Consider the following 25,039-nt stretch of genomic DNA (forward strand, 5'->3'; position numbering starts at 1 on the left):
GTCACCAATGTCCTTGCCGAGTACGACTACCCCTTCGAAGAGGCGAAAAAGTTGACGCAGTCACCCTGATTCGTGAAGACGGGACTCGTGCTAGTTTCCCACCCGCCGTTTTTGCAGTTGTCCTTGCCCGAGAGCACAGTCTGAGTTCCGAACGTGTATTCAGTGCCAGCGAAGTTGATCGCGTTGAGGACGCCCTCGCCTTTGACTCCTGAACCGAGGGAGAAGCCGAACGCGGTGACGACAGCGTTTGGGAAGGCGGTCCGCCACTGGTCGAGGGTGCCGTGGTTGTCGCTGCCGAATCCGCCCATGTGGGACGGTGCTCCGTTCTTGACGAACAGGTCTGCGGAGTTACTCAACCACCAGTCGTTGCCATAGGCGGCAGGCTCTCCGATGAGGATCCCATCGGCGGTGCCGTCAGAGTCGAAGTCGACGATGAGCTGGGCGCCGGGGATACCCCCGGCTGTGTTCGTGTACTCAAGGTTTGGTTCGCCGGCTGCGGCGAGCAGGGTGTTCGTGTCGACGTACTCAGCGACCTTGTCTGTGCTGGTGGTCGAGTCGGTATAAATGCGGAGACCGGTAGCGACCACTTCGTAGTGCCCTGTCGCCCTCGTGTCAGAAAGTGCGGGGTTGAAGCTGTCCGGTACGTAGAGGACGCTGCTGGCGGCGTTCGCGGGTACTGCAATGGCGAGACTGACGGCTGCGGCGACGATGCCGATCAGGCCGAGCGAGATTTTTCTCATGCGGGGATTCCGTTCTTCCACCACGGCGAACCATGAGCGCGGGAGTGCGTCACAGCTGTGAGGATTACGCACTTACTGTACAGGGGGACCGCTCACGAAACGTGAATAAATAACACGGCGAGAATGGACGGCTCGAACTAGCCGCCTAAACTCCCACTGGCCTTATTCACCTGGACGGTGATGATGGAACTAGGCCGTTGTACCCCTGGCCACCCGACCGCTACTCCACAGTCCCCATGCCGCCAGCAGGACGCCCGCCGGGTTGCGGGATCTCTCTGGTTGGTTACCGGGCACGCCCCGCCGATAGTTTCACCGCGGCTCGGGGCCCGCTGCCTTTCAGCCTGACCCGCCGTTCAAGTGTCAGTCGGAGGCGACCTCTGGCAGGTAAGAACGCGTCTGTCCGTCCACCGTGCCAGGATGCCCGCACGCGTCATTTCGCCGCCAGCGCTACTGCAATCCGCGTCGGCTAGCCGGTCTTGGTGAACGGCGCGCAATTCGAGGTCTTGATGAGGCCATCGGACGCTTGCACGGTGAGGACGGCGGGACCAGACGCCAAGTCGTTGTCGATGATGTCGTCGCCCGTGGCATTGAGGCGCGCCCAGTAACAGTTCGTTCCACCTTCAGACGTGTACTGGCCTGGTTGCACGTCAACTCCTACTCGGAAGGTGCCTTCTCCGGCAAAGGTGTTGGCGGCAGCGACGTCTTCGGCGACCTTGATCTCGCCCTCGCGGGTGTCCAAGGCGGATGATCGCGTGGTGAGCGCAGCCTCCGCCGATAGAAGATTCTCTTCGCGCCGTTCCGCGACGCCGACGGCCGAGCGCAATCCGCTGATCGTGTCATTCTGCTTGTTCCAGTCACTGCGGAGTGAGTCGTAGTTGTCGCTCTTCGACGACAACTCCGCTCGAACAGCAACCGTTTGATCGACCTGACTCGAGAGCAAGACCCCGAGTGTTGCGATCGCAACGGCAGCCACTGCACCGGTGGCGACCAGAGCGAGTAGCGGGGTGCGCTGGGCGCTTAGGGTGGGCATCCGCTTAAATAAGATGGCCCAGTAGGTGAGGAGGGCGGGGCCCTTTGATGCGCGGCGAAATGGCGGCGCGGAATTCGGCTTGATGTTGTCGTTCATTGTTTCCCCCAAAGTATCGATTCACGTTATCGTGTCGGCACGGGGGACAGGCCCAAAAAGACGTGGCCCCGTAACCCCCTATTCGGCCAGCAGGGTCCAGTTGCCGTCGGCGCTGACGACGATGGCGGACGGGCCGGAGCTCAGCGGCACGGTTCCTGAGTCGGCGCCGATCTCGTTTACGAGCAGTCCCATGGTGAAGGCCTCGCGGGTCTCTTCGATGAGAGAGAAGTTGCTTGAGCCGTCGTGTGTGGCCGTGATTTTTCTGGCGGAGCCGTCGTAGAGGAACACGCCGTCACCGGCACCGGATGCTGCGAGCCCGGGTGCCGCAGAAACTGGCGCGATGGTCAGGCTCCAATTGCCGTCCGCGGTGATTTGCAGGGTTGTGCCATCGCCCATCGAGCTGGAGCCGTATTCGGTCGTGCCGGTGTAGACACCGATGGTGTCGACCTGCGGTTGCGGGCGTGCTGTGGAAGGCTCTCGGTTAGGAGGGCGTTGAGACCGCAATTTTAACGAGGTATGCATCTGTGCTCGCGGGTTGCGCACACCGGCCTGGCACCGGCCGAGGTCCCCGTGCCCACATTCTGCCCACAACTGCACAAAATCATCATGATTTTGATTGAGCCGAGCTGCCCGTCCGGCCGCGGGCCAGAGGCATGGCCGACGCCAGCCTTCCGGTCGGCAATCGCACCACGACCCGCGATTGCTTGGCCCGGCTGTAAGAGAGATTCGCTATCTGTTTAATGAATTGATCGCACCACGCCGATCTCGCGCAGCGTGAGATCGTGAAACACCGGCGGCACGAGCGTGCGCATGTTGCGCTCATACAGATTGCGGGTGGTCTTGGAGATTCGACCCTCCGCGTCGATGTCATCCAGCCAGTACGTCACCAATTCGGTGAACGGGTTGTCCGGGGTTAGGAAGCTGTTCGTGGGCTGCATCAGTTTCCTCTTAGAAAGTTTGCGTTTCAGCGCTCGTTCGGCGGCCCGGGCGGAGGTGCCGGTGGATTGCACCAGGCGCGACTGGTCGTCCCAATCTCAATAGTGGGTGCGGGCCTCGACCTGGCCCGACAGCTTGGTGCGGATGGTGATGTCGCCGAAGGTGCCGATCGTGATGCGTGGCCGCGACATCTCAGTTCACCGCCTGTCGGGCTGCCCAGACGGTTCGCGCTGCTGGGCCATCCAGGAACGCACGTCGGAGATTGCAAATTTCAGATGCTTGCCGAACCGGTCCGCAACAGGGCCTTTGCCGTGCACGCGCCAGTCGTAGACGGTGGAGACCGGGATGCCGAGGTAGTTCGCCAGCTCGGCGACATCCATCAGGGGCTCCAACCCCTCGGGGGAGACGGTGGTTGAAGTTGCTTCGTGTGTGTTCATATTCCGTAGGTGCGACTGGCGCACCTAAGCAATCACAGGGGACCAAATGTGACGTGGTCGCCTCGCACTGCTGAGTCGCCAGAAGGCGTTCTCGGAGGAGTTTTAGATGGGTTTTAGATGGGGTGATCAATTGTTTAACCTAAAAAGTCCCGGAAACCCTCGAGTTTCCGGGACTTTTGGTGGGCCGTTTACGAAAGGCAGTAGGGCGCGGATCGGCGGTGAGCGCAGCACTCCATTTTCTCCGCAGCCCTCATTCCTTTCCTCCAGGAAGTTCAGCGCCTGACCGTGACTCGGATCGGACCCAGCGCGAGGCGCGAATTCATTCGCCGTTCAACGGTGTCGACGACCAATGCAGCTTGTTCGAGGTGGGATAGGGCAATCGCTTCGTCCGCGGATCAAAGTCAGCATCTAACGCGTCGATCACATTCGGGCGGACACCCCTGGCAACCATCGCGGCACGATCCGACCTGCCCAGTTTCTTAATCAACCTCTGCCGGACCGGCTGGATCGCCTCGAAAAGGAGATCATCCACAGCCTCCAAGAGTTCAAGGAAGCGGCTCACCATTGGTTGCGGGAACGTCTGAGAATAGGTTGCTGTCGTCACATCTCTCACTCGCAGGGTGCTCGCATCAAGGATGCCAACCGGGAAAGTCGTCGAGAGCTCAGACTGGGAATGCGCAATTGTGGTGTTCCTGAACGCGCCAACAAGCCGATGGAGGTCCTGGAATTCGGCAGGGATCACGATGTGCTTTGTCAGAGGCTTTCGCACCTTGGAATCGAAGAAGGTCCGACAGTAGGCAAGAGCGGCGAACCCGATCAGGTATGCCGCTGCATCTCGAAGTGGCGAGTCCTCGCCGCCCTCGCTGGCAAGCTCGAGGGCATGACGGGCCTCACTGAGGTCGACCCCATAGCTGGAAAGTTCCACGAACAACCGCGCGTCGGGGGAATCCGGGATCATCACGAACTCGAAGGCTGTCTCTCCACCATTGCTCACAAGACCATCATCGTGGATGCTGTGAGCCGACCTGGCGCAGAGAGCCACAAGGTCGCGTCTCTGCAGGCCCATTAATTATAAAGTGCTCCTACGCAAAGGCATCAAATCTTGTTTTTTAAGGTCGGCGCGCTTGCAGGCCGCCGGACTCGAGTCAGCGAGGTCTGGACCGAGGCACTGACCAACGTATGCGGCACCACCCCCAGGATTTCTACCTCCCGGCGCTCCTCGCCGACATTCGCACGGCTTGGGCACCGACGTAGCCCGACACGCCATTATGACGCGGTCACTCGCCCGCGGTTGCCTGTCTCTCGCCGTTAGTGCGCTTTGTTCGTGGCGGTCCGAAAATCTCAATTGGCCTAACCGTTGGCGTATTCGTCCGAATCACGCACAAGAGGCCAGCTCCGCGAAGTGCGGAACTGGCCTCTGACATATTTCATCTGTCGGGCTGAAAGGATTCGAACCCGCCCCTTGCAGAATCGGGGCGATTCTGGACCTGACTGAATGTCTCGGGAACTCGCGGATTCCCTTGGTTTTACAGGGAACCGCGCAACGCACTATATCCCACTCTACGCGGACATTCTTGGTGGTCCATGGTTGATTCAGGTGGGTGAGAGATGGGCGTCCGCGTGCAAGCACAGCAAGACGATGACGCTTTCAGTGACGCGTGGGCATCTGCTTCCGTCGCCCTCGCGTGAAAGCGGATCCTCGCCGACTGCGACACCGCGTTCGGTGTCAGTTTCGATCCCGAGGTGGAGGTTGCTTGATGAGATAGGTAGAAAACGCTCCTCAGGAGCCTCAGGATCGATTTCTTTTTGTTCCGATCGGACCGTTTCGCGAAACGCCGCGGGGCGCGAACTTTGCCGCAACCCGAAGCCAATTTTCTTCGACGCAAGACGGATTTTTCTCCGGTTCTCGCGATCAGTTGTTAGCGCGGCTCGTACGCCTTCGGTAGTCTCATCCCGCGGTCGGCCATGATATCCCGAACCCGATTCGGGTAGTCCGTGATGATGCCGTCGACACCCAGGTCCATGAGCTCCTTCACCGTGGCCGGATCATCGCTGGTCCACGGAATGATCTTGAGACCGCGGGCGTGTGCCTTTGACACCATCTGCTGATCCGGGTAGAACTGAAAGCCGGGGTCGGCGACCGTGCCATTCTGAGGGAACCCATAGTTGGGTGACACCGCAGTGAGGCCACCGGGAATTGCTGCGGCAGCCGTCGTGACGAGATCGCCGCCGTAGGTGTCGGCGTCGACTCCGCCGAGCCAGGGTGAGGCACCGGGCTCACCCACCTGCAGGAAGTCTCGGTTGGTCAGCGCCACCAGAGGCCACTCGGGCGCAAGGCTGTGCATCTCGTTGAGTGCCCCCCAGGCGAAGGACTGGATGGTGACTTGGTCCTCGATGCCCGAGGCGCGAATCTCCTCAAAGACCCGACGCACAAAGAGGTTCACTGGCGCAGTCTGCTCCGGGGCTCCGGCCTCAACCTTGGTCTCAATGTTCAAGGTGATCTGCTTGGCGTGGTAGCTCTTGACCAGGTTCAACACATCTTTCAACTCGACCATCCGGAAGCCTTCGATTTGCTCCTGCTCAGAGAAGCCGGGTAGCTGCTGGAAGCCGCAATCCATCGTCTTGATCTGAGCCAGGGTCAGGTCTTTGATGTACTTACCCACGTACGGGTACATCGGGTCGCCCTGCGTGGCCGGTTCTGTGTCACGACACTTTGACGGGCTGATCTGCCGGTCGTGATTGACGACTACCTTCTCGTCCCGGGTGATCTGGGTGTCCAGCTCCAGCGTGGTGACACCTAGGCGCATGGCCTTGCCGAACCCCTCCAGCGATTCTTCAGTGGTCATGCCTATGCCACCCCGGTGGGCCTGCAGATCAAAGTGGGTCTTCTGGGGCAGCACGCCGGAATCGTCGGCTGCGGCTGCTGGCAGTGCGGCAGGTGCCATTAGGGCAGGCATAAGGGCCAGCGTGGCCAGAACAAGATGTAAGGACATAGGATGCTCCGCTCAATTGGAATAGGCCGTAACGTCACAAACCATAGGTTTGCGACAGACTCATCGGGTGGCCGAAGAGTGCCCGTGCGGTGAACACTCAAGAAACGAACACCCGACGTTGACACCGGGTCTACCTTCACTAAATAGCCACCCCCGCACCACGAATACAGCCCGAGTCGGCAAACCACCTAGGATTTGAGACAATTTTGTTGTGGAGTTGGTTGCTCAGTGGACACGTTCACGTCGGCAAAGCCTTGTCTCAGATAATGACCTGCTCTGGTTGATCAGTTGTTGGTGGCGGAGCGTGCTTTCGGCGGCTGCGCGTTTGCCGACCTTGGGGTTGTCGAGGCCGCAGACGACGGGGAGTCCGTCTGGTGTCCCAATCCGGTAGAGGCGGAATCCCCAGCAGTAGCGGGAGAGGCGCGCGCAGTGGCCGTGGCTGGCGTGCCTCGGCCAGGTTGGAGCGCTTTACGGTCTTCTGGGATTTACCGCGGGGTTTCGGGGGCGAATCGATCAGTCGGGTGATCTCGTCCCAGGACGGGGTATCCGGGGCGAGTTCAATGATCACCGCGGAGAGCAGCCCGATTGTTTGGTGGAGCGCCCACGTGGAGAAAACCCGATCGGACTGAGCAGTTGGCGTGCTTCCAATCGATTAGGATCATTTCATTTCGGTATTCGCGGAGTCGGCTGCGGAGATCTACCAGCTGCCGCGGGTGTGCAGCGCAACTGATCTAAGCCATGCCTCAGTCCCGAGCGCTGCCGCGGATGATGAGTTCGCAAGGAAAGATAACTTGTTGAGCTGTCATCTGTGGTGAGTTGATGCGATCGAGCAGCATGTGTGCTCCGACACGAGCCATTTCTCGGCTTGGCTGACGCACGGTGGTGAGGTCGAAAGATTGCCATGATGCGATTTCAACGTCGTCATACCCGATGACCCAGAAGTCGTCAGGGGCGGTCAGCCCATTACTGCGCACCGCATCGAGGGCTCCGAAGGCCATGAAGTCGTTGGCACAGAAAACGGCTTGCGGCGGATTGGCCTGATTGATGAACTCATTCATAACCCGAAAGCTTTGCTCGTGCGAGAAGCCGCCCTGACGAAGAAGGTCGTCCGGAACCGGATAACCGTGCTCCGTCATCCGGTTCATGAATCCCCGGCCGCGATCGCGCGAGGTGCTCGCGCTTTCGCTGCCTCCGATGAAGCCAACCCGAGTCTTTCCGTGCTGGATAAGGTAGTCCGCAACGACGGCCCCGCCGGAGAGATTGTCACTCGTCACCTGATCACATTGCAGACCGTCGATGCGGCGGTTGATCAAGACAATCGGGCTGCCCTTCTTCAACGCGGCCTGCAGCTCCGCAGAGTCCTCGGTCGCTGTCGTGAAGATGACGCCGTCCACGGCTCGTTCTCGGATGGCACGCAGGGCATCATGGTGACTGCCGCCGCCCGCGTTCCAAATGACGACTCTGTAGCCTGCAGCGTCGAGTTCACGGGTTAACTCATCGAGCACTTCCGGGTAGAAGGGATTTGTGATGTCGGCAACGACGACGCCGATTGTGTTCGTACGCTGGGTTTTCATCGCCTGCGCCCCGGCGTGTGGCACATACTCCAGGGTTTCCATCGCCGCCAGAACCCGGGCCTTTGTCTCAGCGCTGATTCTCGAGGAGGACGACATGGCACGCGAGACTGTCGCTTGGGACACGCCGGCTAATTGTGCGACGTCTCGGCTGGTTATCACGTCGTCCTCCTCGAGGAGATTACAGAATTACTTGTTAGCGATTGGATCATATTCGGCGGAGAGGCCACGGCGCAGTCGCACCCGTGGGGCCGTCTCGGGGGACCAAAAAGCGCCGGCCAGGGTGATGAGTGAGGTCAGCACCATGTAGACCGCCACGAGCCAGTACCGGTCAAACTCCGGCCCGATCAACAGCGTAGCGACCAATGGCGCGAACCCGCCGGCGAAAACCGCCGCAACCTGCGGGCCAACCGAGGCTCCAGAATAGCGCAGCTTCGGTTCGAAAAGCTCTGTGAAATAGGCGGGTTCGACGGAGTAGCACAGGTCACGACCGATGTTGCAGGTGAGGATCAGCACGAGCAGCACCATAAAAAAATCGCCGGTCTGGACGGCCCAGAAGAACGGGAAAGCCATTACTAACATGGTGACTGCGCCAGCCATGACGGTGTACCGGCGACCCCACCGGTCGGAAACCCAGCCCCAGAATGGGATGGAGAAGACGCCGAGGCCGGCCATGATCATCGTGGCGAGGAGAATGCTGTTCTTCTCTAGCAAGATCGCGGGGCCATAAGCCAGCAGGAATGTCGTGTAGATGTAGTAGTTTGCGTTCTCGGCGAACCGCATCATAACGACCTTGAGAATAATGAGTGGTCGCGTTTTGATGACCTTCACTACCGGGAGTTTCTCGATCTCGCCCTTGCGCTTGATCTCCTCGAAAACGGGGGATTCGGCCACCTTGCTGCGGATGTAGAACGAGATCGCCACGAGCACGATGGAGATTAGAAAGGGTATTCTCCAGCCCCAGGCGATGAAGGCCTCAGGGGTGATGAGGCCTCCCATGATGAAGAATGCACCGTTGGCCAGCAGTGTGCCGACAGGAACGCCAATCTGGGGCCAGGAGCCGAAGAAGCCACGCTTCTTAGCGGGGGCGAATTCGGTAGCCATGAGAGCGGCACCGCCCCATTCGCCGCCAACTCCGATGCCCTGGACGATCCGCAGCAGCACCAACAGGATCGGCGCTGCAATGCCGATGGTGTTGTAGGTCGGAAGGATGCCGATGAGAAATGTGCCGGTGCCCATGAGGCCGAGAGTGATCATGAGCATCTTTTTGCGGCCCAGCCGGTCACCAAAGTGGGCGAAGATGATTCCGCCGATCGGGCGTGCGGCGAAGCCGATGGCGTAGGTGCTGAAAGACAACAGGATGCCCACAAACGGGCTGGCGTTGGGAAAAAACTGCACGTTCAGGATGATGGCGGCAGCGACGCCGTACACGTAGAAGTCGTACCACTCAATGCAGGTACCAAGGGTTGAGGAGACCAGCGCCCTGCGACGCATTTTCGGATCAACCGTGGGTGGAGTTGTGGGGGGTGCAGCTGTTGTGGCGGGGGCGCTCATACCGAGACTCCTTTGTCTGTGACCGTGTCGGCCTCCGGGTACGACCATATCGGCGGCATCCGTAGACAGGAGTGTATACGTATTCACGCGATAGATGCAATGTCTTGATCAATGCGGTGTATACGTATACACTCGTCAACAAGTCGGGCTCGGTTGGGCCTTGGACCGGGCGCCTCAAGTGTCGCCCATCAACGTAGATGGAAGGTTTTCCCATGACCGTCGAAACGGCAACCACGTCATTCGTCGCTTCACAACTGCTGAAGGCACCGGCAGATACAAGCGCGAATCGCGGCAGTACTCCCGACGTGCGTGCCACGGTGGAGAACGTCATCAACGACGTTCGTACCCGGGGTGACGAGGCTGTGCGGGAGTACTCGAAGAAATTCGACAACTACGCGCCGGAATCATTCCTTCTCACGGCGGAGCAGCTTTCCGAGATTATGGGCCGCGTGCCCCAACAGGTCATTGATGACATCACCTTTGTTCAGCAGCAGGTGCGCTTCATGGCACAGAAGCAACTCGAGTCGCTGACGGACTTTGAAATCGAGACCATGCCCGGCGTGCTCCTGGGTCAGAAGAACGTGCCGATCCAGGCGGTCGGTGCCTACATTCCCGGTGGTAAGTATCCGCTGCTGGCCAGCGCTCATATGACCATCATTACCGCCAAGGTCGCCGGAGTCGCTCGCGTGGCCGCCTGCACGCCGCTGATAAAGGGTGAGATTCCAGATGCGACCGTAGTCGCCATGCACCTCGCCGGCGCCGATGAAATCTACCTCCTTGGCGGCATCCAGGCCATTGCGGCTATGGCCGTGGGCACGGAGAGCATCAAGCCGGTCAACATGCTCGCCGGCCCGGGCAATGCGTTCGTCGCCGAAGCCAAGCGCCAGCTCTTTGGCGAAGTGGGCATCGACCTTTTTGCCGGGCCCACGGAGGTGCTCATCGTCGCTGACGAGCACGCCGATGCATTCATCGTTGCCGTGGACCTCCTTTCCCAGGCAGAACACGGTCCGGATTCTCCGGCCGTACTGATCACCACCAGCGAGAAACTTGCACGGGAGGTCATCGAACACATCGACACCCTGCTGGTCGACATGCCTACCCGGGACTACGCGGCTGCGGCGTGGCAGGATTGGGGCGCCGTTCATGTCGTCAAAAATCTTGATGATGCCTACGCCCTCGCCGACGAATACGCGTACGAGCACGTGCAGATTCTCACAGAGAATCCTCGAGAGGCTCTCGAGAAGATGAATTTCTACGGTGCACTGTTCCTAGGCGAGGGAACCTGTGTCTCCTACGGTGACAAGGTGATCGGAACCAACCATGTTCTGCCGACCCGCGGGGCCGCCCGCTACACCGGCGGACTCTGGGTGGGAAAGTTCTTGCGTACCGTGACGTACCAGGAAGTCACGAACACCGAATCCAGCGCTTTTTTCGGTGAACTGTGTGGACGGGCAGCACGCGTGGAACGCTTTGAAGGCCACGCCCGCTCGGGAGATGTTCGTGCGGCGAAGTACCGCGGCACGACGCTCCCGTGGTCGACCCACACCTTCGAGAAATAGCACGCACCCGATGGTCGACTTTCGTCTGGACGGGCACCGTGTGCTCGTGACCGGCGCCGGGCGCGGGCTCGGCAAGGCCATCGCCGATGGCCTTGCCGAGCAAGGTGCAACCGTCTACGGAACGAGTCGTGACGCTGCGACCAGTCAGCAGATAGCGGACAGGTATGGCACACCGGCGCTGTCCGTCGAGATGACCGACCCTGACTCGATTTCTGAGTTTGTCGCCGCATTGCAGTTGCATAGCGGTGGCATTGACATGCTGGTCAATAACGCCGGCGTAAATATCCCCAAACCCGCCATCGAGGTAACAAATCAGGATTGGGATACCGTCTTCGATACGAATCTCAAAGGCAGCTTCTTCCTGTCGACGGCGCTGGCCAGAAGCTGGCTGAGCAACGGCACGGCGGGATCCATCGTCAACATTGCCTCCCAAACCGGCATCGTTGCGATTGAAGAACGTGCTGCATACGGAACGAGTAAGGCCGGACTCATTCACCTGACCAAAATTCTGGCTCTTGAATGGGCGGGAAACGGGATTCGAGTCAATGCAGTTGCACCCACATTCGTGCGCACGGAAATGACCGAATCCACCCTGAGCCGGCCAGACTGGGCGGCCGAGCTTCTCGGCCGGATCCCGATCGGCAGATTCGGAGAGCCCGAGGACGTCGCTGGAGCCGTCGCATTCTTGCTCAGCGACGCCGCATCGCTTATCACCGGTCACACCATCGCGATCGACGGTGGCTACACCATCCGCTAGACACGATCCAGGCAGCCTCGGTCCACAGCCCGGGGCCGCTTCCTCGGAAGGGTTACACATGACTGTCACAGCTAACATTTCAACGACGGCCGTCGTCGGCTCGGGCTATATGGGAGGCGGCATCGCTCAGGTGCTGGCCCTCGGGGGGCACCCGGTCAGACTGGCTGACATTGATAGGGAGACCGCAGAACGGGCGCGGATCCGTCTTATCAGGCAGGCCGAGGATTTTGAGGCCCGTGGCCTGATGCCCGTGGGAGCCGCAGACACCATCGGGAAGAACCTCTCCGCGGCAGACTCCATCGAAGACGCCGTGGTCGGCGCGGACTACATCGCCGAGGCAGCGCCCGAGACTCTCAGAGTCAAACTGGACATCCTGCAGCGGATCTCGCAGAGTGCGAGAATAGACGCCATTATCGGCACCAACACCTCGGCGATTCCCATCGGTGAACTGGCCGCGGCCGTCGTTAACCCGGAGCGATTCCTGGGCGTGCACTGGATGAACCCGGCACCCTTCATTCCTGGCGTCGAGCTGATACCCGGGCCTAACACCGCCCCGGAGGCCATTGACGTCGCCGAAGCGCTCATCGTCAAGTCGGGCAAGATACCCGCGCGGGTGGCAGACACGCCGGGATTCGTCGCCAACAGGCTTCAATTTGCGCTCTATAAGGAGGCGATGCGCATCGTCGAAGAGGGCACCGCGACACCCGCACAGATTGACGCTGTCGTCAGCAACTCCTTCGGGTTTAGGCTGGCCCTCTTCGGCCCGTTCGCCATCGGTGACATGGCGGGCCTTGACGTGTATGAAGCGGCTTATAGAACCCTCGAGACGGCCTACGGAGATCGCTTTTCTCCTCCGGAATCGCTGACCAGAATAATCAAGAATGGCGATCTCGGCCTCAAATCTGGTCGCGGAATTCTGGACATCGATGCCGCCGAAACGGAGGCATTACTGGCATATCGCGACCATGCTTACGCCCGCCTGTCCCAGCTGCGCGTCGAGCTTGGAAAGGCCCCCGGACTCTAAATTCACTTGAGGGGTGAGTCGTAATGGCTAGCAGCCATGACCCCGAGACGATTCAGCATTCGATCCCCGAAGCGACGCCCTTTCGGCCAGTTCGAGATCTGACAAAACATTTGAATGAACTTCGTAGTAAAGCCGGAGCGCGAACTTTTGGGGCATGTTGTAGCGTCTGCAATCAGAGACGAGATCTTGACCGGTGGGGTTGGCCTTGCCCCCATTGAGTGGACATCTCAGAAGAGAGAATGTTCACTCAACGGGTGCAAGGCCAGTACGCCGGCAATGTGGTTGCGCGGCGGCAGATTGCGTGCCGCAATAACCTAGAGGTTGTGGTGCTTGATGACGATGCTGACGGGCAGGTTGACGTGGAGCCCCTACAAAGAGAAATCGAGCGTGGAAATGTTGGCATGGTCGCGCTTACACATGTGCCAATGGCCAACGGCTTGGTGGATCCGGCGGTGGAGGTAGGCAGACGTTGCCGTGCTGACACGGTGATGTTTGTGCTCGATGCATGCCAGTCGGTGGGCCAGATGCCGTTGGATGTGCACTTATTGGGCTGCGACGTGCTGGTGGGAACAGGGCGAAAGTTTTTGCGCGGACCGCGCGGTACGGCGTTTGTTTATGTGCGTAGCGCGGTCTTAGGAGAGCTGGAGACCGTCATGCTAGACGGGCATTCCGCAGTCCCCACTGGCCTCGGACGGGCCGCCGATCACGCCGTGTCCTTGGGCCTGGAGGCTGTACAAGAGCGTGTCGTCGGTCTCGCGGGTCAGCTGCGGTTTGAAGTGGCGGCGGTGCCCTCGGTCACTGTCCACGATCGCGGGATCATCAGGTGCGGCATCGTAACCTTTTCGGTGAAAGGAAACAACGCCACGAATATCAAGGCCAACTTGGCAGATCACCGGATCAATGTCTCGGTAGCACCCTTATTCTCCGCTCAGGTCGACCGCGTCCCCACAGTGGACACGATAAAGGGGGATATGGTGGTGCGGGCCTCGGTGCACTACTACAACACGGAGGCTGAGATCCAGCGACTTGTTGGCTTTCTTCGGTGATCGTTCTGACATGTTGGCCGGGGCCAGTCCCCGGGCCGGTTTAGATCGCTGCGGCCAGGGTCAGGGCGAAACGATTTTGCGGATCCGTCCACTGCCCGGCCACGGAGAACCCCGCCGTTTCCATCTCTTCGACCACGCCGTCAAGGCGGAATTTGGCCGAAATTTCCGTTCGAAGTTCTTCCCCCTCGTGGAATTGGATGTTCATATCCATCTCTGGCAGGTGCACCATCATTGGCCTGCTGGCGCGCAGCCGCATCTCGATCCATTCCTCTCGGGGCATCCACACCGCCATGTGTTCAAAGGCCATCACGTCGAAATTGGCACCGAGCTCGGTGTTGAGAACGCGCAGCACGTTCCGGTTGAAGTCAGCGGTGATCCCTTCCGTGTCGTCATAAGCCGAAACGAGGACGTGTGGCGATTTCACCAAATCCGTACCAAGAAGCAGTGAACCACCGTCTTTGCCGAGCAAGTCGCGAACGTTAGAAAGAAAACTCGCTCGGGTCGATGGCTCAAAATTACCGATGGTGCTGCCCAATAACGCGACCATGCGACGTCCGGCCCGAGGTAGCAGGTGCAGCTGGGTCTCGAAGTCCGCTGTCACGGCCTGCAGCTCAAGGCCGGGGAAGGCAGGAGCCAATTCGTTTTGGGCATCCAGCAGTGCACTATCGCTGATATCTACGCCAACGTAACGGCGAAGGGAGCCTTCGTCTTTCAGGGCGTTGAGCAGCAGGGGGGTTTTCCGGGAAGATCCAGAACCGAGCTCGATCAGCGTCTCTGCAGGGCATGCGGTCGCTATCTCTGCCGCGTGGAGTTCTAGCACTTCACGTTCGGCTCGTGTGGGGTAATACTCCGGCAGGCCTGTGATGCGCTCAAATAGTTCGCTGCCGAGTTTGTCGTAGAACCACTTGGGTGGCAGCGTTTTCGGCGACGCGCTCAGTCCTGTGCGCACGTCTGCGCGCAGGCTTCGCCCTAGATGGTCCGGAGATAGGTGGTGAATGATGGCGGGGCGGGCGGCAAAGAGGCTCATGGGGCTACCTGTTCCTTCGTGAGAGTGGGAATTGGACGGACGTCGACGTAGCCGGCGGTGGCGGTCAGAAGAGAGTTGTCCGCCACCTCATGCCAGTCGGGGCTGTCATCGAAAGGTTCACTGGCCACCACGACGCTCCCGGGACCGGTTCGCCAAAAGAGGGTATCTCCGGCGGCCGTGGCCGCTATGACCGTGCCGTCCGTGAGTAGAAAATTCAGTCGGGCGCCGGTGACGGCAGAGACGCTGTTGACCACGTGCGCCAGCGCATCCCCGGCGCAGTCTCCTGTGGCGAGCCGTTCCAGGACAAGTGCCCAGAGCAGGGCGGAGTCGACTCGAGCTTCAAGGGCCAGCAGACGAGCGGGCGGAAGCGATGCGGCCAGAGCTTCCACTGCCTGCGGCCAACCCTCTATCCGGCCGTTGTGGCTGAAAAGCCAGGGCCCGTGCGCGTAGGGGGCAGCAGCTGATGCCTCCTGCGTCATTCCTGGTGTCGCGGACCGGACGGCCGCGAGCACCGCCCGGCTGGAGGTCACCCGAGCGACATCAGCGAAGGACCCGTCTGCCCAGAGAGGGATTGCGCGGCGGTAACGGGCGGGTAAGGGATCCCCCGAGGCATACCATCCGACACCGAAACCATCAGCGTTCACGGTCCCGTATCGCTGATGTCTGGGCGCCCAGGATTGCGTCAACAACCCGTGGGCGGGGGCGAGCAGCAACTCCGCGAGCGGCATCGGGGACCCGATATAAGCTAAGTGACGGCACACCGGCTAACGCACCTCGTCCGGTGCGGCATCCCGCGCCGTACGGAAGCCGGCGAAGATTTGCCGTCGGATTGGGTAATCCCAATTGCGGAATGTCCCACGGCACGCGGCTGCGTCCGCCGCCCAGGAGCCGCCGCGTAGCACCTTATAGTCAGACCCGAAGAAAACTTCGCTGTATTCCTGATAGGGGAACGCGATGAATCCGGGGTAAGGGCGGAAGTCGCTGGAGACCCATTCCCAAACATCACCGATGAGCTGGCGTACGCCCAACGGTGATGCGCCGCGCGAATAGGAGCCGGCAGGGGAAGGCCGCAGAGCTGATCCGCCCAGGTTCGCGTGATGCGGGCTGGGATCTTCATCACCCCACGGGTAGCGCCTCGAGCAATCGGACCGGGGGTCGTACCGCGCAGCTTTTTCCCACTCTGGTTCGGTCGGAAGCCTACGCCCAGCCCAGCGGGCGTAGGCGTCCGCTTCGAACCAGCACACGTGCTGCACCGGCTCGTCTTCTGGCACCTGTTCAACGACGCCGAATCTGGTTCTGACCCACCGGTCACCGTCGCGTTCCCAATATTTGGGCGCCACTATTCCGGTTTCTCTGACGTGCTTCCATCCTTGGGCCGTCCACCAGCGGGGGGTTCGGTAGCCGCCGTCGTCTATGAAAGATCGGTAGGCGCCGTTGGTTACCGGAATAGTGTCGATCCAGTACGCGGGCAGATCGACCGGATGGGCGGGACGTTCGTTGTCCAGTGCCCAGGGCTCCACCGAGGTCCCCATCATGAACGTCCCTGCGGGGACCAGCACTTCCTTTGGTAGAGAGTGCCGGTCGGTGGACACGACGTCGGCTGCCAAAGTCCGGGCATGCAGGACTGGTGTGCCAACCCGGAGCTGGTGGGTGGCCAACATCGTTTCGTCGTGCTGCTGCTCGTGCTGGATGATCATTCCGAAGGCGAAGCCACGATCCACCAATGGCGAGCCTTCCAGGGGAGTCCGATCCAGGACATCGAGGGTTTTGGTCCGAACCTGGGCGAGGTACTTGCGGGACTCCTCCGGTGAGAGCAACGGCAGCGAGGTGCGAGCGCTGCGCGCATGCTGGAAAGCGTCGTACATCTCGTCGATGTCGCACCGCAGCGGCTCCATTTTGCCGACGTCGCGGACCAGCCAGAGTTCCTCCTGGCTGCCGACATGCGCGAGGTCCCAGACCAGCGGCGACATCAGCGCCGAGTGCTGCTTCAGCAGATCTTCCTCGTCGCACTCAGTCAGCGCATGCGTTCGGTTCCGGGACCTTTCCAGCGCGTCGGCGATGAAAGTTTTGAGATTTTCCGGATCGGCACCGGATTCAAAAAAATTATCGGACATTTTCACAACGCTCCTCATACTCTGACGGACCAAAATAACTGCCGGTCTTTCTCCACACCTCCAGTCGTTCCTCCGCAGGACACCGGCCCCGCGCCGTAAATCGATCAACAAAATCTTCTGCGCGGTTACGCGTGGCGGCGTCAACCCCTAAACGGGGCAATGCCATCAGAGCAGCTTCGGCGCAGCCGTAGGCTGCCGAAGCGAGCACGGGATTTGTCAACGCGTGACGGGCAGCTGTCCTGAGCGGATTGGACAGGGACGCCACCGGGGCGCAGGCCTCTGCGGCCAGGTCGGCTGCATGCTCATCATCCATCAGGGCTGTCACCATGGCCGTGACAGACTCCCAGTCGCTGCCTGCCTGTGCGTCGATCACCCTGATCTCCATGAACCCCCGCGGGCGGACAGGTGGGAACAAAGTTGTCAGGTGGTACTTCAGGTCGTCGAGCGTTGCAGGTCTTGGGCCTTCTCCACGTAACCAGTTCCGCATCGTCAACCCGCGCGGAGCTGTCCAGGCAGCCTCTGTTGAGGGAATGCACAGCAGCAGCGCATCAAGCGCGTAGCGGGCCCAGTCCAAGCGCGGGTCCACCGAGCGGGGAACCATTGCGGTCCGGGAAGCATCCATCGCCAACCAGATACGCTGCCGGTTGCTCTGCCAACCGCTGGGGACGCCATGAAGGAACGGGGAATTTGCAAACATAGCAGCAAGGACCGGAACGAGATTGTGCAGTCGCGCCCAACGTTGCGCCGCGCCACTGGAACCCGGAGTGTCGAACCCAGCCTCCAGCGAAATCTGCAGAGCAGCAGTGGAACACATCATGACCCGTCCCGCAGAGCCGAAACGATCAAAATGGTGCTCCATGGCGGCATAACGTGGATGATCCAATGACCGCACCGGCGGCCGAGCAGGGTCCAAAGCCACCGCGCCGAAGCAAAGACCAGCATCCGCCAGCAGAGCCTCAACAGCTGCAAGATCCGCCCGGGTCGCCACGACGAGAGAGGGAAGATCAGGCGCGCACACAGAGCTCACCTCCAACTGCCCGCCTGGTTCGAAGGTGATTACTCCTCCACCCGGTAACGGTCCCTGTGATGCCGCCATCGCGTCGCTGACCCGCGCCACCGAAACCGGGAACTGAGGATCCGAGACATCGTGGACTAACCGTTCGACCTCAACTCCGGCAGCACCCGGCGGCCCGGTCTTAAAGCACACGGAGGCAACATATATCTCCGCGTCAGATTCCGAGAGTGCACCCACGCCACGTCCGGGCAACCTTGCAGAATTCACAGCACACCATTCCTTCCGGTCACGTCCCGGCGGGTGGGTAATTCATCGTCACCATACGGGGCCGTTTTTCCGATTATGCCGCAGTGAGCTCAAGGATGGAACCCATCCTCGTCAGCGGCCCGGCGTCGGAGCCACTCAGTACGGCGTTGAAGACGTCCAATCAAACGTGGAGTTCTCGGGGAGGTAAGCAGCGAGTAACCGCCACTTATTCGTCGTGCTGCTCGATGAAGACGCGGGCAGGTCCTTTACCCGATCGCTGTACATGGCTCGCGCGGCTGAGCTGCGTGAGAAGGCTGCCGTTGGCGTTCCGCAGTCTGTTCTTGCTCGTGAGTTTGGGGTCAGCCAAGAAACTGTTTATGTCTACCTCCGCGCCGAAGACTGAGCTGGCTGTAGACGATTCGGTGTGGTTAGAGGTGGATTCCTGCGGTGTAGATTAATTCGACCCAGCGCGTTCGACGGTCGGTGTGCGACGGAGTGGAGTCGGACACGTTATCAATCGGTTGACATAGTAGGAATCGTTCTATTCCACCCCTTGGTCGGGACCGAATGCTTGCGTGGTTCTCGTTTAGCTGATAGGACTGAAATATGAGTGGGAGAGTGGCTCGACGAAAAGTTGTCTGCTTTAGAGTGGATGATTCGTTAGTTATGCAAGAAGATGTTTTTACTCGAGTGAAGCCACTGAAGATTAGGGTTGGGGGGATTTCTCTCGCGGTGACCATGCGCACATATAGCGTTCTGGATGACTCGCTGGCTATCGGTGTTCCGCAGCGGAATCGGCGTCTGGAATTCAATTCCTACGCCACGAGTTCTTCTGATGTTTGTCACCAGACGAGTGTTGACAGGGTGCGTACGTAGTCTAGGTATGAAGTGAACGACAACGAAGCGACAATAACCTCGGATTTTCGGCGATATGTTTTGACAAACTGCGCACAGAACAGGTTGTCTCCTCGGGGCACGGTGTTTACTATGTCGAGCAGGACGGGCGTCGTATTGACGCACAAGACCGAGATGGTTAGCGTCCCGGTGTTAGCCGCTGTCTTGGCTCCACTCTTCTGCGCCGCCGAACTGGCGTCCGAGGTGCGATTAATATCGGAGGACTTCCTCAGGAAAGTTTTATGGTGATCTATTCCGGCGATAAACACGTCGTCGAAATACCGGCAAGACTACAAGAAAGTGGTGCGGTATGAGTGCGAAAGCCCCGATCGAGGATATCAACGAAAATGCCACTGAAATGGTGGTCGGGGATCCGAAGACATGGGCTGCCGGAGTGCCCGGTGTCACCCATTCCATGGGGCCGGCCTTTTTGGAGATGGGTATTGGTCGCAGTCTGAAGCTGCTAACCGATATGAATCAGAAGGACGGCTTCGACTGCATGAGTTGTGCTTGGGCGGACCCGGATCACCGCAAGACGTTCGAGTTCTGTGAGAACGGGGCGAAGGCCGTTACCTGGGAAGCTACGCCGGTGGCTATCCCGACGACCTTCTGGTCGGCACACTCCATCAGCAGTTTGCTGGAGAAGTCGGAGTACTGGCTCGGCATGCAAGGCAGACTGATTGAGCCTGTTTACAAGCCGAAAGGCAAAGACCACTACGAGCCGATCAGCTGGGATGATGCGTTCACGCTTATTGGCGACCGGCTGAAAGCCCTTGATTCTGCCAACGAGGCGACGTTCTATACCAGTGGTCGCACCGCCAACGAGACCGCATTCATCTACCAGCTGCTTGCCCGGTCACTTGGCACCAACAACCTCCCCGATTGTTCCAATATGTGCCATGAGTCCACTGGGCTAGCCATGGGCGAGGCCATTGGCATCGGAAAGAACACGGTCGCTTATAAGGACTTTGCTCAAGCGGACCTGATCATCGTCATGGGGCAAAACCCTGGTACGAACCACCCCAGAATGCTTACGGCCCTCGAGGAGGCAAAGGAGGCCGGTGCGGATATCGTTGCGGTCAACCCGCTCCTCGAGGCTGGCTTGATCCGCTATAAGAACCCGCAGAAGGTGAAAGGTATCATCGGCCACGGAACAGGTCTTGCCGACCAGTACGTGCAAATCCGCGCGGGCGGCGACGGGTGGTTGATGAAGGCAATCTCCAAACGCGTCTTCGACGCCGAAACCGCACACCCCGGAACGGTTCTCGACCACGAGTTCATCGAGGAAAACTGCGCGGGGCTTGAGGAGTTCAAGGCACATGTCGCCACGCTCGATCACGACTCGGTCCTTCGAGCAACCGGACTGACGACGGCGGAGATCGACGAGCTTGCTGCGCGGTACATGAAGGCAGACAAGGTCATCATCACCTGGGCGATGGGGCTGACTCAGCACAAAGACGCTGTTGCCATCATTAAAGAAATCATGAATCTCCTGTTACTTCGGGGAAACATCGGGAAGCCAGGCGCAGGCGCCTCTCCGATCCGTGGTCACAGTAATGTGCAAGGCGATCGCACGATGGGTATCTGGGAACAAATGCCTCCGGCATTTCTGGATGCCCTCCAGCAAGAATTTCACTTCGATCCTCCGCGTGAGAACGGCTTCGACACCGTTCAGTCGGTGGAAGCGATGCTCGCAGGGAAAACCAAGGTGTGGATTGCGATGGGCGGCAACCTCGTGTCCGCGGTATCGGATACCGCAGCTGCCGAAGCAGGATTCCGCTCTGTGGGCCTCAACGTGCAGGTCTCAACGAAACTGAACCGTAACCACCTCACGGTGGGCGACGAAGCGTTGATCCTGCCAACTATGGGGCGCACCGAGATCGACATCCAGGCCGGGGGCCCGCAGATGCTCTCTGTTGAAGACTCCGTGTGCGCGATCCATGCGACCAGAGGCAAGATCAAGCCGATTTCGGACAAGCTACTCTCCGAAGTGTCAATCGTCACTCGGATCGCGCGCCAGGTATTCGGTGACGACGGGCCCATCAACTGGGCCGGGTTTGAAGAGAACTATGACACGATCCGTGATCACATCGAACACGTTATCAAGGGCTTCGACAACTTTAATGAGCGACTCCACCGGGACAACGGTTTCATCCTTCCCCACGGGCCGCGTGATTCGCGGACGTTTAACACGCCAACCGGCAAAGCCATGATCACGGTCAACGAGCTCGAATACATCGAGTGCCCGGCTGGACGCCTGCTGCTGCAATCGATGCGCGCGCACGACCAGTTCAACACGACGATCTACAGCCTGGATGACCGCTACCGCGGCATCAAGAAGAGCCGCAAGGTGATCTTCGTCCATCCAGACGATTTGTCCATGCTCGGTGTCGAAGATGGCCAGATCGTCGACGTGCACAGTGAGTTCACGGACAACGTCGACCGAGTGGTGCGCGACTTCAGGGTTGTCGCGTTCCCGACGTCACGCGGGTGCGCAGCTACCTACTTTCCCGAAGGGAACCCGCTCGTTCCTCTGGGATCCACGGCCGACGGGAGCAACACACCGGCTTCGAAAGCGGTCGTCGTACGTCTGGAACCGGTCGAGACGTACCGTGCGGGCAGTCGCCGTGCGCCAGAAGGAACATTGGCGGGAATATAGCGCTGTGGCTCCAGCCGCGGGAGAGCGAAGAGCCGAACTAGCGAAGGCTGCGCGCCACGAGTGTTTCAATGGGGACTTGTCCAGCACCACCGGGAAGGTAGCGCTACGTCATCATCAGCCACTGCGATCGGCGGAACGACCAAAAAGCCGACGGTGATGCGATGGGGCTTGTGATGGCAGCGCTGTTGCTGCAGTTCTCGATTGGCGCCGTCGACGCGTGGAGTGTGTTCAACTCTGCGCTGAAGAGCCCGGATGCAAGGGGCACTGACCAGAGGCTTCACCTGTGCCTTCGGGTGCGTCCCCGCCTCGTTCGCCCTCTTACACAAGGCGGCATCTTCACCGAAAAATGTTCGTTGGCAAGAAACATGTTCTGAAGTCGATGCGTGAGCACAGCTAATTCAGTGAACGAGGGGAGACCCGGCGATTGACAGGATGCCGCCGGCGACGACGCCGAGAACGAGCACGAATACAGCTCCGGTGATGGCCGAGTGAGCTGCCCAGCGGCGTCGCGCCCGTGCTGCAGCGGCGACCGGTGACAAGGTTGCCGTGGGATAGGAAAGCGCAGGAGTGTGGAAAAACATCGGTGCCAGCCAGCGCAGGTAGTAGAACAGGCTCGCCACGCTATTGATCACGGCGATGACCACGAGCCAGACGAGGCCGCCGTCCCAGGCAGCGGCGAGCGTGGTGAGTTTGCCGACGAACACGATGGTCGGGGGTGTGCCGACGAGGCCGAGCAGGCTCACGACGAGGGCGCCGGCAAGCCAGGGATGGGAGCTGGCCGCCCCGCGATAGTCGGTGATGGCGCGGCGAGTGGGAAGTGCCGCTACCACCGCAAAGGCGGTGAGGTTAGTGGCGGCGTAACCTGCGAGATAGAGAAGCAGCGATGGCAGGGCGAGGTCACTGCGCCCGGCAACCGCGACCGGCAGCAGGAGGTAGCCGACCTGGCTCACTGTCGACCAGCCGAGCAGCCGGCGAACGTCGTCTTGCCAGAATGCGGCAAGGTTTCCGAGGGTCATGCTGGCAGCGGCGAGAAGCCCGACCAACAGTGGCCAGTCGATGCTTGCCGGGATGATGTCGAGCAGTCGGTAGGCCGCAATGAGAGCGCCGACTTTCGGAATGGTGGTGAGGAAAGCTGCGACAGCCGTTCCGGCTGCCTGTGTCGCGTCCGGAATCCAGAAGTGTCCCGGCACGCCGCCAGCCTTGAACATCAAGCCTCCGAGCACTGCGACGACCCCCACAGCCACGGCGGCAGCCGGAGCACCGAGTAGAGCGGGGCCCAGCTGACGGTACGAGGTGCCTCCGCCGACTCCGAACAGCACGGTGACGCCCAGCATCATCATGATTCCGAGCAGCGCGCCGAGTAGATACGTCTTCATCGCAGCCTCGGCGGCATGGGGGGAACGACTCATTCCGATTAGGGCATATAACGGGATCGAGGTGAGCAGGTACCCGGTTACGAGGATGAGGAGGTCGTTGGCGCCAGACAGGAGCATGGCGCCGAGGGCGGCGAGAAGCAGCAGGGCGTACGTTTCACTTTCCCGACGCGTGCCGCTGAGTTCCTCGATTCCGAGCACGATGACGAAGATCGTTGCCAGGGCAATGATGATTCGACCGAAACCGGAGCCGATGTCCACGGCGAAGCTCGCTTCGAAAATCGTCGTCGACGGCTGCATCATCCCGGCTGCGGCCGCGACCACACTCGCCATCAGCGCCCAGATGGCTATCCACCGGGTCGCGACTTGGCGGTTTCGGGGAAGGAACGACCCGGCGAGGAGCGCGACGATCGCCCCGCCGAGAACGAAAACTTCCGGTAAAAGGGAGAGAGTGTCCAGTGCTACGTTCACGGGCAACTAACGGCTGACCAGGTTGACGACGACTGATGCTGCGGGTTCGATGATGTCCAGTAGGAACCGCGGGAACACCCCGATGACTACCGAGAGAACCAGCAGCGAGCCGATGGAAAGTGTCTCGTTTGTGTTCAGGTCGCTAAACCCGGTGGACAACCCGCGCGGTTTGCCCGTGAGGAGACGCTGCGATGCGAGGAGGAACAGCGCCGCGGTAATCAGGATGCCAGGGAGTGCGAGCAGGCTCAGCGGTACGGTTCCAATGCTGCCGGTGAAAATCTGGAATTCGGCGATGAACCCGCTGAAGCCGGGCAGTCCGAGGGACGCGAATGCGGCGACGGCGAAGAATGCCGCGTACCGGGGTGCCGGTGCCGCGAGCCCGCCGAAAGCGTTGAGATCGTAGCTCTGCCGTCGTTCGTACAGCACGCCAGCGAGGAGGAAAAGTGCGCTGGTGATCAGGCCATGGCTGACCATCTGCACGACAGCACCGGTGACGGCGAGCTGTTGCGCCTGGGCGGAGCTGTCGCTGACGACGCCAGCGGCGCCGACGGCCAGAACGATGTAGCCCATGTGGTTGACCGACGTGTAGGCGATCATCCGTTTAACATCGGTCTGGGCCAAGGCAACGAGGGCGCCATAGAGCACCGACACGATGCCGACGACGATGATGACCCAGGCCCAGGATCGCCAGGCGTCGGGAAGTAGAGGCATCGCGATGCGCACGAAACCGTAGGTGCCCATTTTCAGCAGCACGCCGGCCAGCACGGCAGAGCCGATGGCGGGGGCATCGGTGTGAGCCGGCGGTAGCCAGGTGTGGAACGGAAACGTGGGCGTCTTGATCGCGAGGCCGATAAGGATGGCGGCGAGCACGAAGCCCCCTGCAACGGGGTTGTTCTGGAAGGGGGGAGACTGGGCGAGCTCGACCATATCGAAGGTGTGCGGGTCGGCGCCAAGATATAAGCCGATGAAACCGAGTAGCAGGGCCAAAGACCCAAGGAACGTGTACAAGAAGAACTTCAGCGCCGAGCGCGCGGCGTTACCATGGCCCCAACCGGCGATGACGAAGTACATGCCGACCAGTGACAGGTCGAAGAAGACGAAGAACAAGATCAGGTCCTGCGCGGCGAACACGCCGAGGCAGGCCGACTGGAGAAACAGGAAGAGAGCGGCCTGCGGCCTGGGTCGGTCGTTCTCCCTGAGGGCATAGATCGCGCAGGCGGCGAAGATCACGGAGGTCAGAGTGAGCAACGGCAGGGACAGACCGTCCACTCCGAGGTGGTAACTACTGCCCACACTCGGCATCCACTGCAGCTGTTCCTCGTACGCGAGGTCGCCGGGTTTCGGGCTGTCAAAGGCGATCCACATTCCCACCAGTAGCGCCAGATCGATAAGAGCGATTCCCAGCCAGGCCCACCGGGCGGCCCGGTCCGGAACCCGGGGCACGACAACGAGGATCACCGCGGTCAGTACCGGCAGGAAGACGACAAGACTGAGCAT

At 60.3% G+C, this 25,039-nt stretch carries 20 protein-coding genes; 5 read left to right on the plus strand and 15 right to left on the minus strand.

What is annotated here, in order from left to right; all coding sequences use genetic code 11:
• Positions 1 to 26: 26 nt before the first annotated feature.
• From E3T27_RS04350 to E3T27_RS04390, 9 genes are all read right to left on the minus strand, one after another.
• Positions 27 to 740 (minus strand): hypothetical protein, encoded by a 714-nt coding sequence (locus E3T27_RS04350; protein WP_134571696.1) that lies wholly within the window; start codon positions 738 to 740, stop codon positions 27 to 29.
• 466 nt (positions 741 to 1,206) lie between these two features.
• A complete protein-coding gene (locus tag E3T27_RS04355; protein WP_134571697.1) occupies positions 1,207 to 1,866 on the minus strand; it encodes a hypothetical protein in 660 nt (219 codons plus the stop codon).
• Positions 1,867 to 1,944: 78 nt separating this feature from the next.
• Positions 1,945 to 2,370 carry a hypothetical protein gene (locus tag E3T27_RS04360; RefSeq protein ID WP_134571698.1) on the minus strand — a complete coding sequence of 142 codons (426 nt, stop codon included), beginning with the start codon at positions 2,368 to 2,370 and terminating at the stop codon, positions 1,945 to 1,947.
• Positions 2,371 to 2,603: 233 nt separating this feature from the next.
• Complete coding sequence (locus E3T27_RS04365; RefSeq protein ID WP_134571699.1) at positions 2,604 to 2,804, minus strand: hypothetical protein; 201 nt, start codon at positions 2,802 to 2,804, stop codon at positions 2,604 to 2,606.
• Between the two features lie 195 nt (positions 2,805 to 2,999).
• A complete protein-coding gene (locus E3T27_RS04370) occupies positions 3,000 to 3,239 on the minus strand; it encodes a helix-turn-helix domain-containing protein (protein ID WP_241992112.1) in 240 nt (79 codons plus the stop codon).
• A 319-nt stretch (positions 3,240 to 3,558) separates the two neighbouring features.
• A complete protein-coding gene (locus tag E3T27_RS04375; RefSeq protein ID WP_134571700.1) occupies positions 3,559 to 4,305 on the minus strand; it encodes a hypothetical protein in 747 nt (248 codons plus the stop codon).
• An 853-nt stretch (positions 4,306 to 5,158) separates the two neighbouring features.
• Entirely contained in the window at positions 5,159 to 6,232 is a 1,074-nt protein-coding gene (locus E3T27_RS04380; RefSeq protein ID WP_134571701.1) for a glycerophosphodiester phosphodiesterase family protein, read from the minus strand.
• 743 nt (positions 6,233 to 6,975) lie between these two features.
• Positions 6,976 to 7,965 (minus strand): LacI family DNA-binding transcriptional regulator, encoded by a 990-nt coding sequence (locus E3T27_RS04385; RefSeq protein ID WP_104196066.1) that lies wholly within the window; start codon positions 7,963 to 7,965, stop codon positions 6,976 to 6,978.
• 27 nt (positions 7,966 to 7,992) lie between these two features.
• Complete coding sequence (locus E3T27_RS04390; protein WP_134547401.1) at positions 7,993 to 9,357, minus strand: MFS transporter; 1,365 nt, start codon at positions 9,355 to 9,357, stop codon at positions 7,993 to 7,995.
• Positions 9,358 to 9,569: 212 nt separating this feature from the next.
• Here E3T27_RS04390 and hisD point away from each other — a divergent pair, with 212 nt between their 5' ends.
• The 4 genes from hisD to E3T27_RS04410 all read left to right on the plus strand — a co-directional run bounded on the left by hisD (position 9,570) and on the right by E3T27_RS04410 (position 13,743).
• Complete coding sequence (gene hisD / locus E3T27_RS04395) at positions 9,570 to 10,916, plus strand: histidinol dehydrogenase (RefSeq protein ID WP_104196064.1); 1,347 nt, start codon at positions 9,570 to 9,572, stop codon at positions 10,914 to 10,916.
• A gap of 10 nt (positions 10,917 to 10,926) precedes the next feature.
• Positions 10,927 to 11,673: an SDR family NAD(P)-dependent oxidoreductase gene (locus tag E3T27_RS04400; RefSeq protein WP_134571702.1), complete on the plus strand. Its 747-nt coding sequence runs from the start codon at positions 10,927 to 10,929 to the stop codon at positions 11,671 to 11,673.
• A 58-nt stretch (positions 11,674 to 11,731) separates the two neighbouring features.
• Positions 11,732 to 12,697: a 3-hydroxyacyl-CoA dehydrogenase family protein gene (locus E3T27_RS04405; protein WP_104196062.1), complete on the plus strand. Its 966-nt coding sequence runs from the start codon at positions 11,732 to 11,734 to the stop codon at positions 12,695 to 12,697.
• Positions 12,698 to 12,915: 218 nt separating this feature from the next.
• Positions 12,916 to 13,743 (plus strand): aminotransferase class V-fold PLP-dependent enzyme, encoded by an 828-nt coding sequence (locus E3T27_RS04410; RefSeq protein ID WP_241992113.1) that lies wholly within the window; start codon positions 12,916 to 12,918, stop codon positions 13,741 to 13,743.
• 40 nt (positions 13,744 to 13,783) lie between these two features.
• Here the strand turns inward: E3T27_RS04410 and egtD are convergent, their stop codons facing one another.
• From egtD to egtA, 4 genes are read right to left on the minus strand one after another with little or no spacing between them, the layout of a single operon-like run.
• A complete protein-coding gene (gene egtD, locus E3T27_RS04415) occupies positions 13,784 to 14,770 on the minus strand; it encodes an L-histidine N(alpha)-methyltransferase (protein ID WP_134571704.1) in 987 nt (328 codons plus the stop codon).
• Positions 14,767 to 15,531 (minus strand): ergothioneine biosynthesis protein EgtC, encoded by a 765-nt coding sequence (gene egtC / locus E3T27_RS04420; protein ID WP_134571705.1) that lies wholly within the window; start codon positions 15,529 to 15,531, stop codon positions 14,767 to 14,769. Before egtC ends, egtD begins: the two co-directional genes overlap by 4 nt.
• A gap of 3 nt (positions 15,532 to 15,534) precedes the next feature.
• On the minus strand, positions 15,535 to 16,884 hold the full coding sequence (gene egtB, locus E3T27_RS04425) for an ergothioneine biosynthesis protein EgtB (RefSeq protein WP_174722180.1): 1,350 nt from the start codon (positions 16,882 to 16,884) through the stop codon (positions 15,535 to 15,537).
• The gene (egtA, locus tag E3T27_RS04430; protein ID WP_338144887.1) at positions 16,874 to 18,166 is read right to left on the minus strand and encodes an ergothioneine biosynthesis glutamate--cysteine ligase EgtA; all 1,293 of its coding nucleotides are present in this window, start codon (positions 18,164 to 18,166) and stop codon (positions 16,874 to 16,876) included. The genes egtB and egtA overlap by 11 nt, the downstream gene beginning before the upstream one ends.
• A gap of 1,183 nt (positions 18,167 to 19,349) precedes the next feature.
• Here egtA and E3T27_RS04440 point away from each other — a divergent pair.
• Entirely contained in the window at positions 19,350 to 21,698 is a 2,349-nt protein-coding gene (locus E3T27_RS04440) for an FdhF/YdeP family oxidoreductase (RefSeq protein WP_134571707.1), read from the plus strand.
• A 398-nt stretch (positions 21,699 to 22,096) separates the two neighbouring features.
• Here the strand turns inward: E3T27_RS04440 and E3T27_RS04445 are convergent, their stop codons facing one another.
• Together E3T27_RS04445 and E3T27_RS04450 are read right to left on the minus strand one after the other, a co-directional pair.
• Positions 22,097 to 23,542: an NADH-quinone oxidoreductase subunit N gene (locus E3T27_RS04445; RefSeq protein ID WP_241992115.1), complete on the minus strand. Its 1,446-nt coding sequence runs from the start codon at positions 23,540 to 23,542 to the stop codon at positions 22,097 to 22,099.
• Between the two features lie 6 nt (positions 23,543 to 23,548).
• A complete protein-coding gene (locus E3T27_RS04450; protein ID WP_134571708.1) occupies positions 23,549 to 25,039 on the minus strand; it encodes a complex I subunit 4 family protein in 1,491 nt (496 codons plus the stop codon).

It is taken from the genome of Cryobacterium lyxosi (assembly GCF_004403345.1).
Lineage (GTDB): Bacteria > Actinomycetota > Actinomycetes > Actinomycetales > Microbacteriaceae > Cryobacterium > Cryobacterium lyxosi.

What these genes read in the sequence shown, in the direction of transcription:
- E3T27_RS04390 (WP_134547401.1), bottom strand. Translation starts at nt 9,357, where the DNA reads ATGAGCGCCCCCGCCACAACAGCTGCACCCCCCACAACTCCACCCACG.
- E3T27_RS04350 (WP_134571696.1), bottom strand. Translation starts at nt 740, where the DNA reads ATGAGAAAAATCTCGCTCGGCCTGATCGGCATCGTCGCCGCAGCCGTC.
- egtB (WP_174722180.1), bottom strand. Translation starts at nt 16,884, where the DNA reads ATGTCCGATAATTTTTTTGAATCCGGTGCCGATCCGGAAAATCTCAAA.
- E3T27_RS04380 (WP_134571701.1), bottom strand. Translation starts at nt 6,232, where the DNA reads ATGTCCTTACATCTTGTTCTGGCCACGCTGGCCCTTATGCCTGCCCTA.
- E3T27_RS04400 (WP_134571702.1), top strand. Translation starts at nt 10,927, where the DNA reads ATGGTCGACTTTCGTCTGGACGGGCACCGTGTGCTCGTGACCGGCGCC.
- E3T27_RS04375 (WP_134571700.1), bottom strand. Translation starts at nt 4,305, where the DNA reads ATGGGCCTGCAGAGACGCGACCTTGTGGCTCTCTGCGCCAGGTCGGCT.
- hisD (WP_104196064.1), top strand. Translation starts at nt 9,570, where the DNA reads ATGACCGTCGAAACGGCAACCACGTCATTCGTCGCTTCACAACTGCTG.
- E3T27_RS04450 (WP_134571708.1), bottom strand. Translation starts at nt 25,039, where the DNA reads ATGCTCAGTCTTGTCGTCTTCCTGCCGGTACTGACCGCGGTGATCCTC.
- E3T27_RS04440 (WP_134571707.1), top strand. Translation starts at nt 19,350, where the DNA reads ATGAGTGCGAAAGCCCCGATCGAGGATATCAACGAAAATGCCACTGAA.
- E3T27_RS04365 (WP_134571699.1), bottom strand. Translation starts at nt 2,804, where the DNA reads ATGCAGCCCACGAACAGCTTCCTAACCCCGGACAACCCGTTCACCGAA.
- E3T27_RS04355 (WP_134571697.1), bottom strand. Translation starts at nt 1,866, where the DNA reads ATGAACGACAACATCAAGCCGAATTCCGCGCCGCCATTTCGCCGCGCA.
- egtD (WP_134571704.1), bottom strand. Translation starts at nt 14,770, where the DNA reads ATGAGCCTCTTTGCCGCCCGCCCCGCCATCATTCACCACCTATCTCCG.
- E3T27_RS04370 (WP_241992112.1), bottom strand. Translation starts at nt 3,239, where the DNA reads ATGAACACACACGAAGCAACTTCAACCACCGTCTCCCCCGAGGGGTTG.
- E3T27_RS04405 (WP_104196062.1), top strand. Translation starts at nt 11,732, where the DNA reads ATGACTGTCACAGCTAACATTTCAACGACGGCCGTCGTCGGCTCGGGC.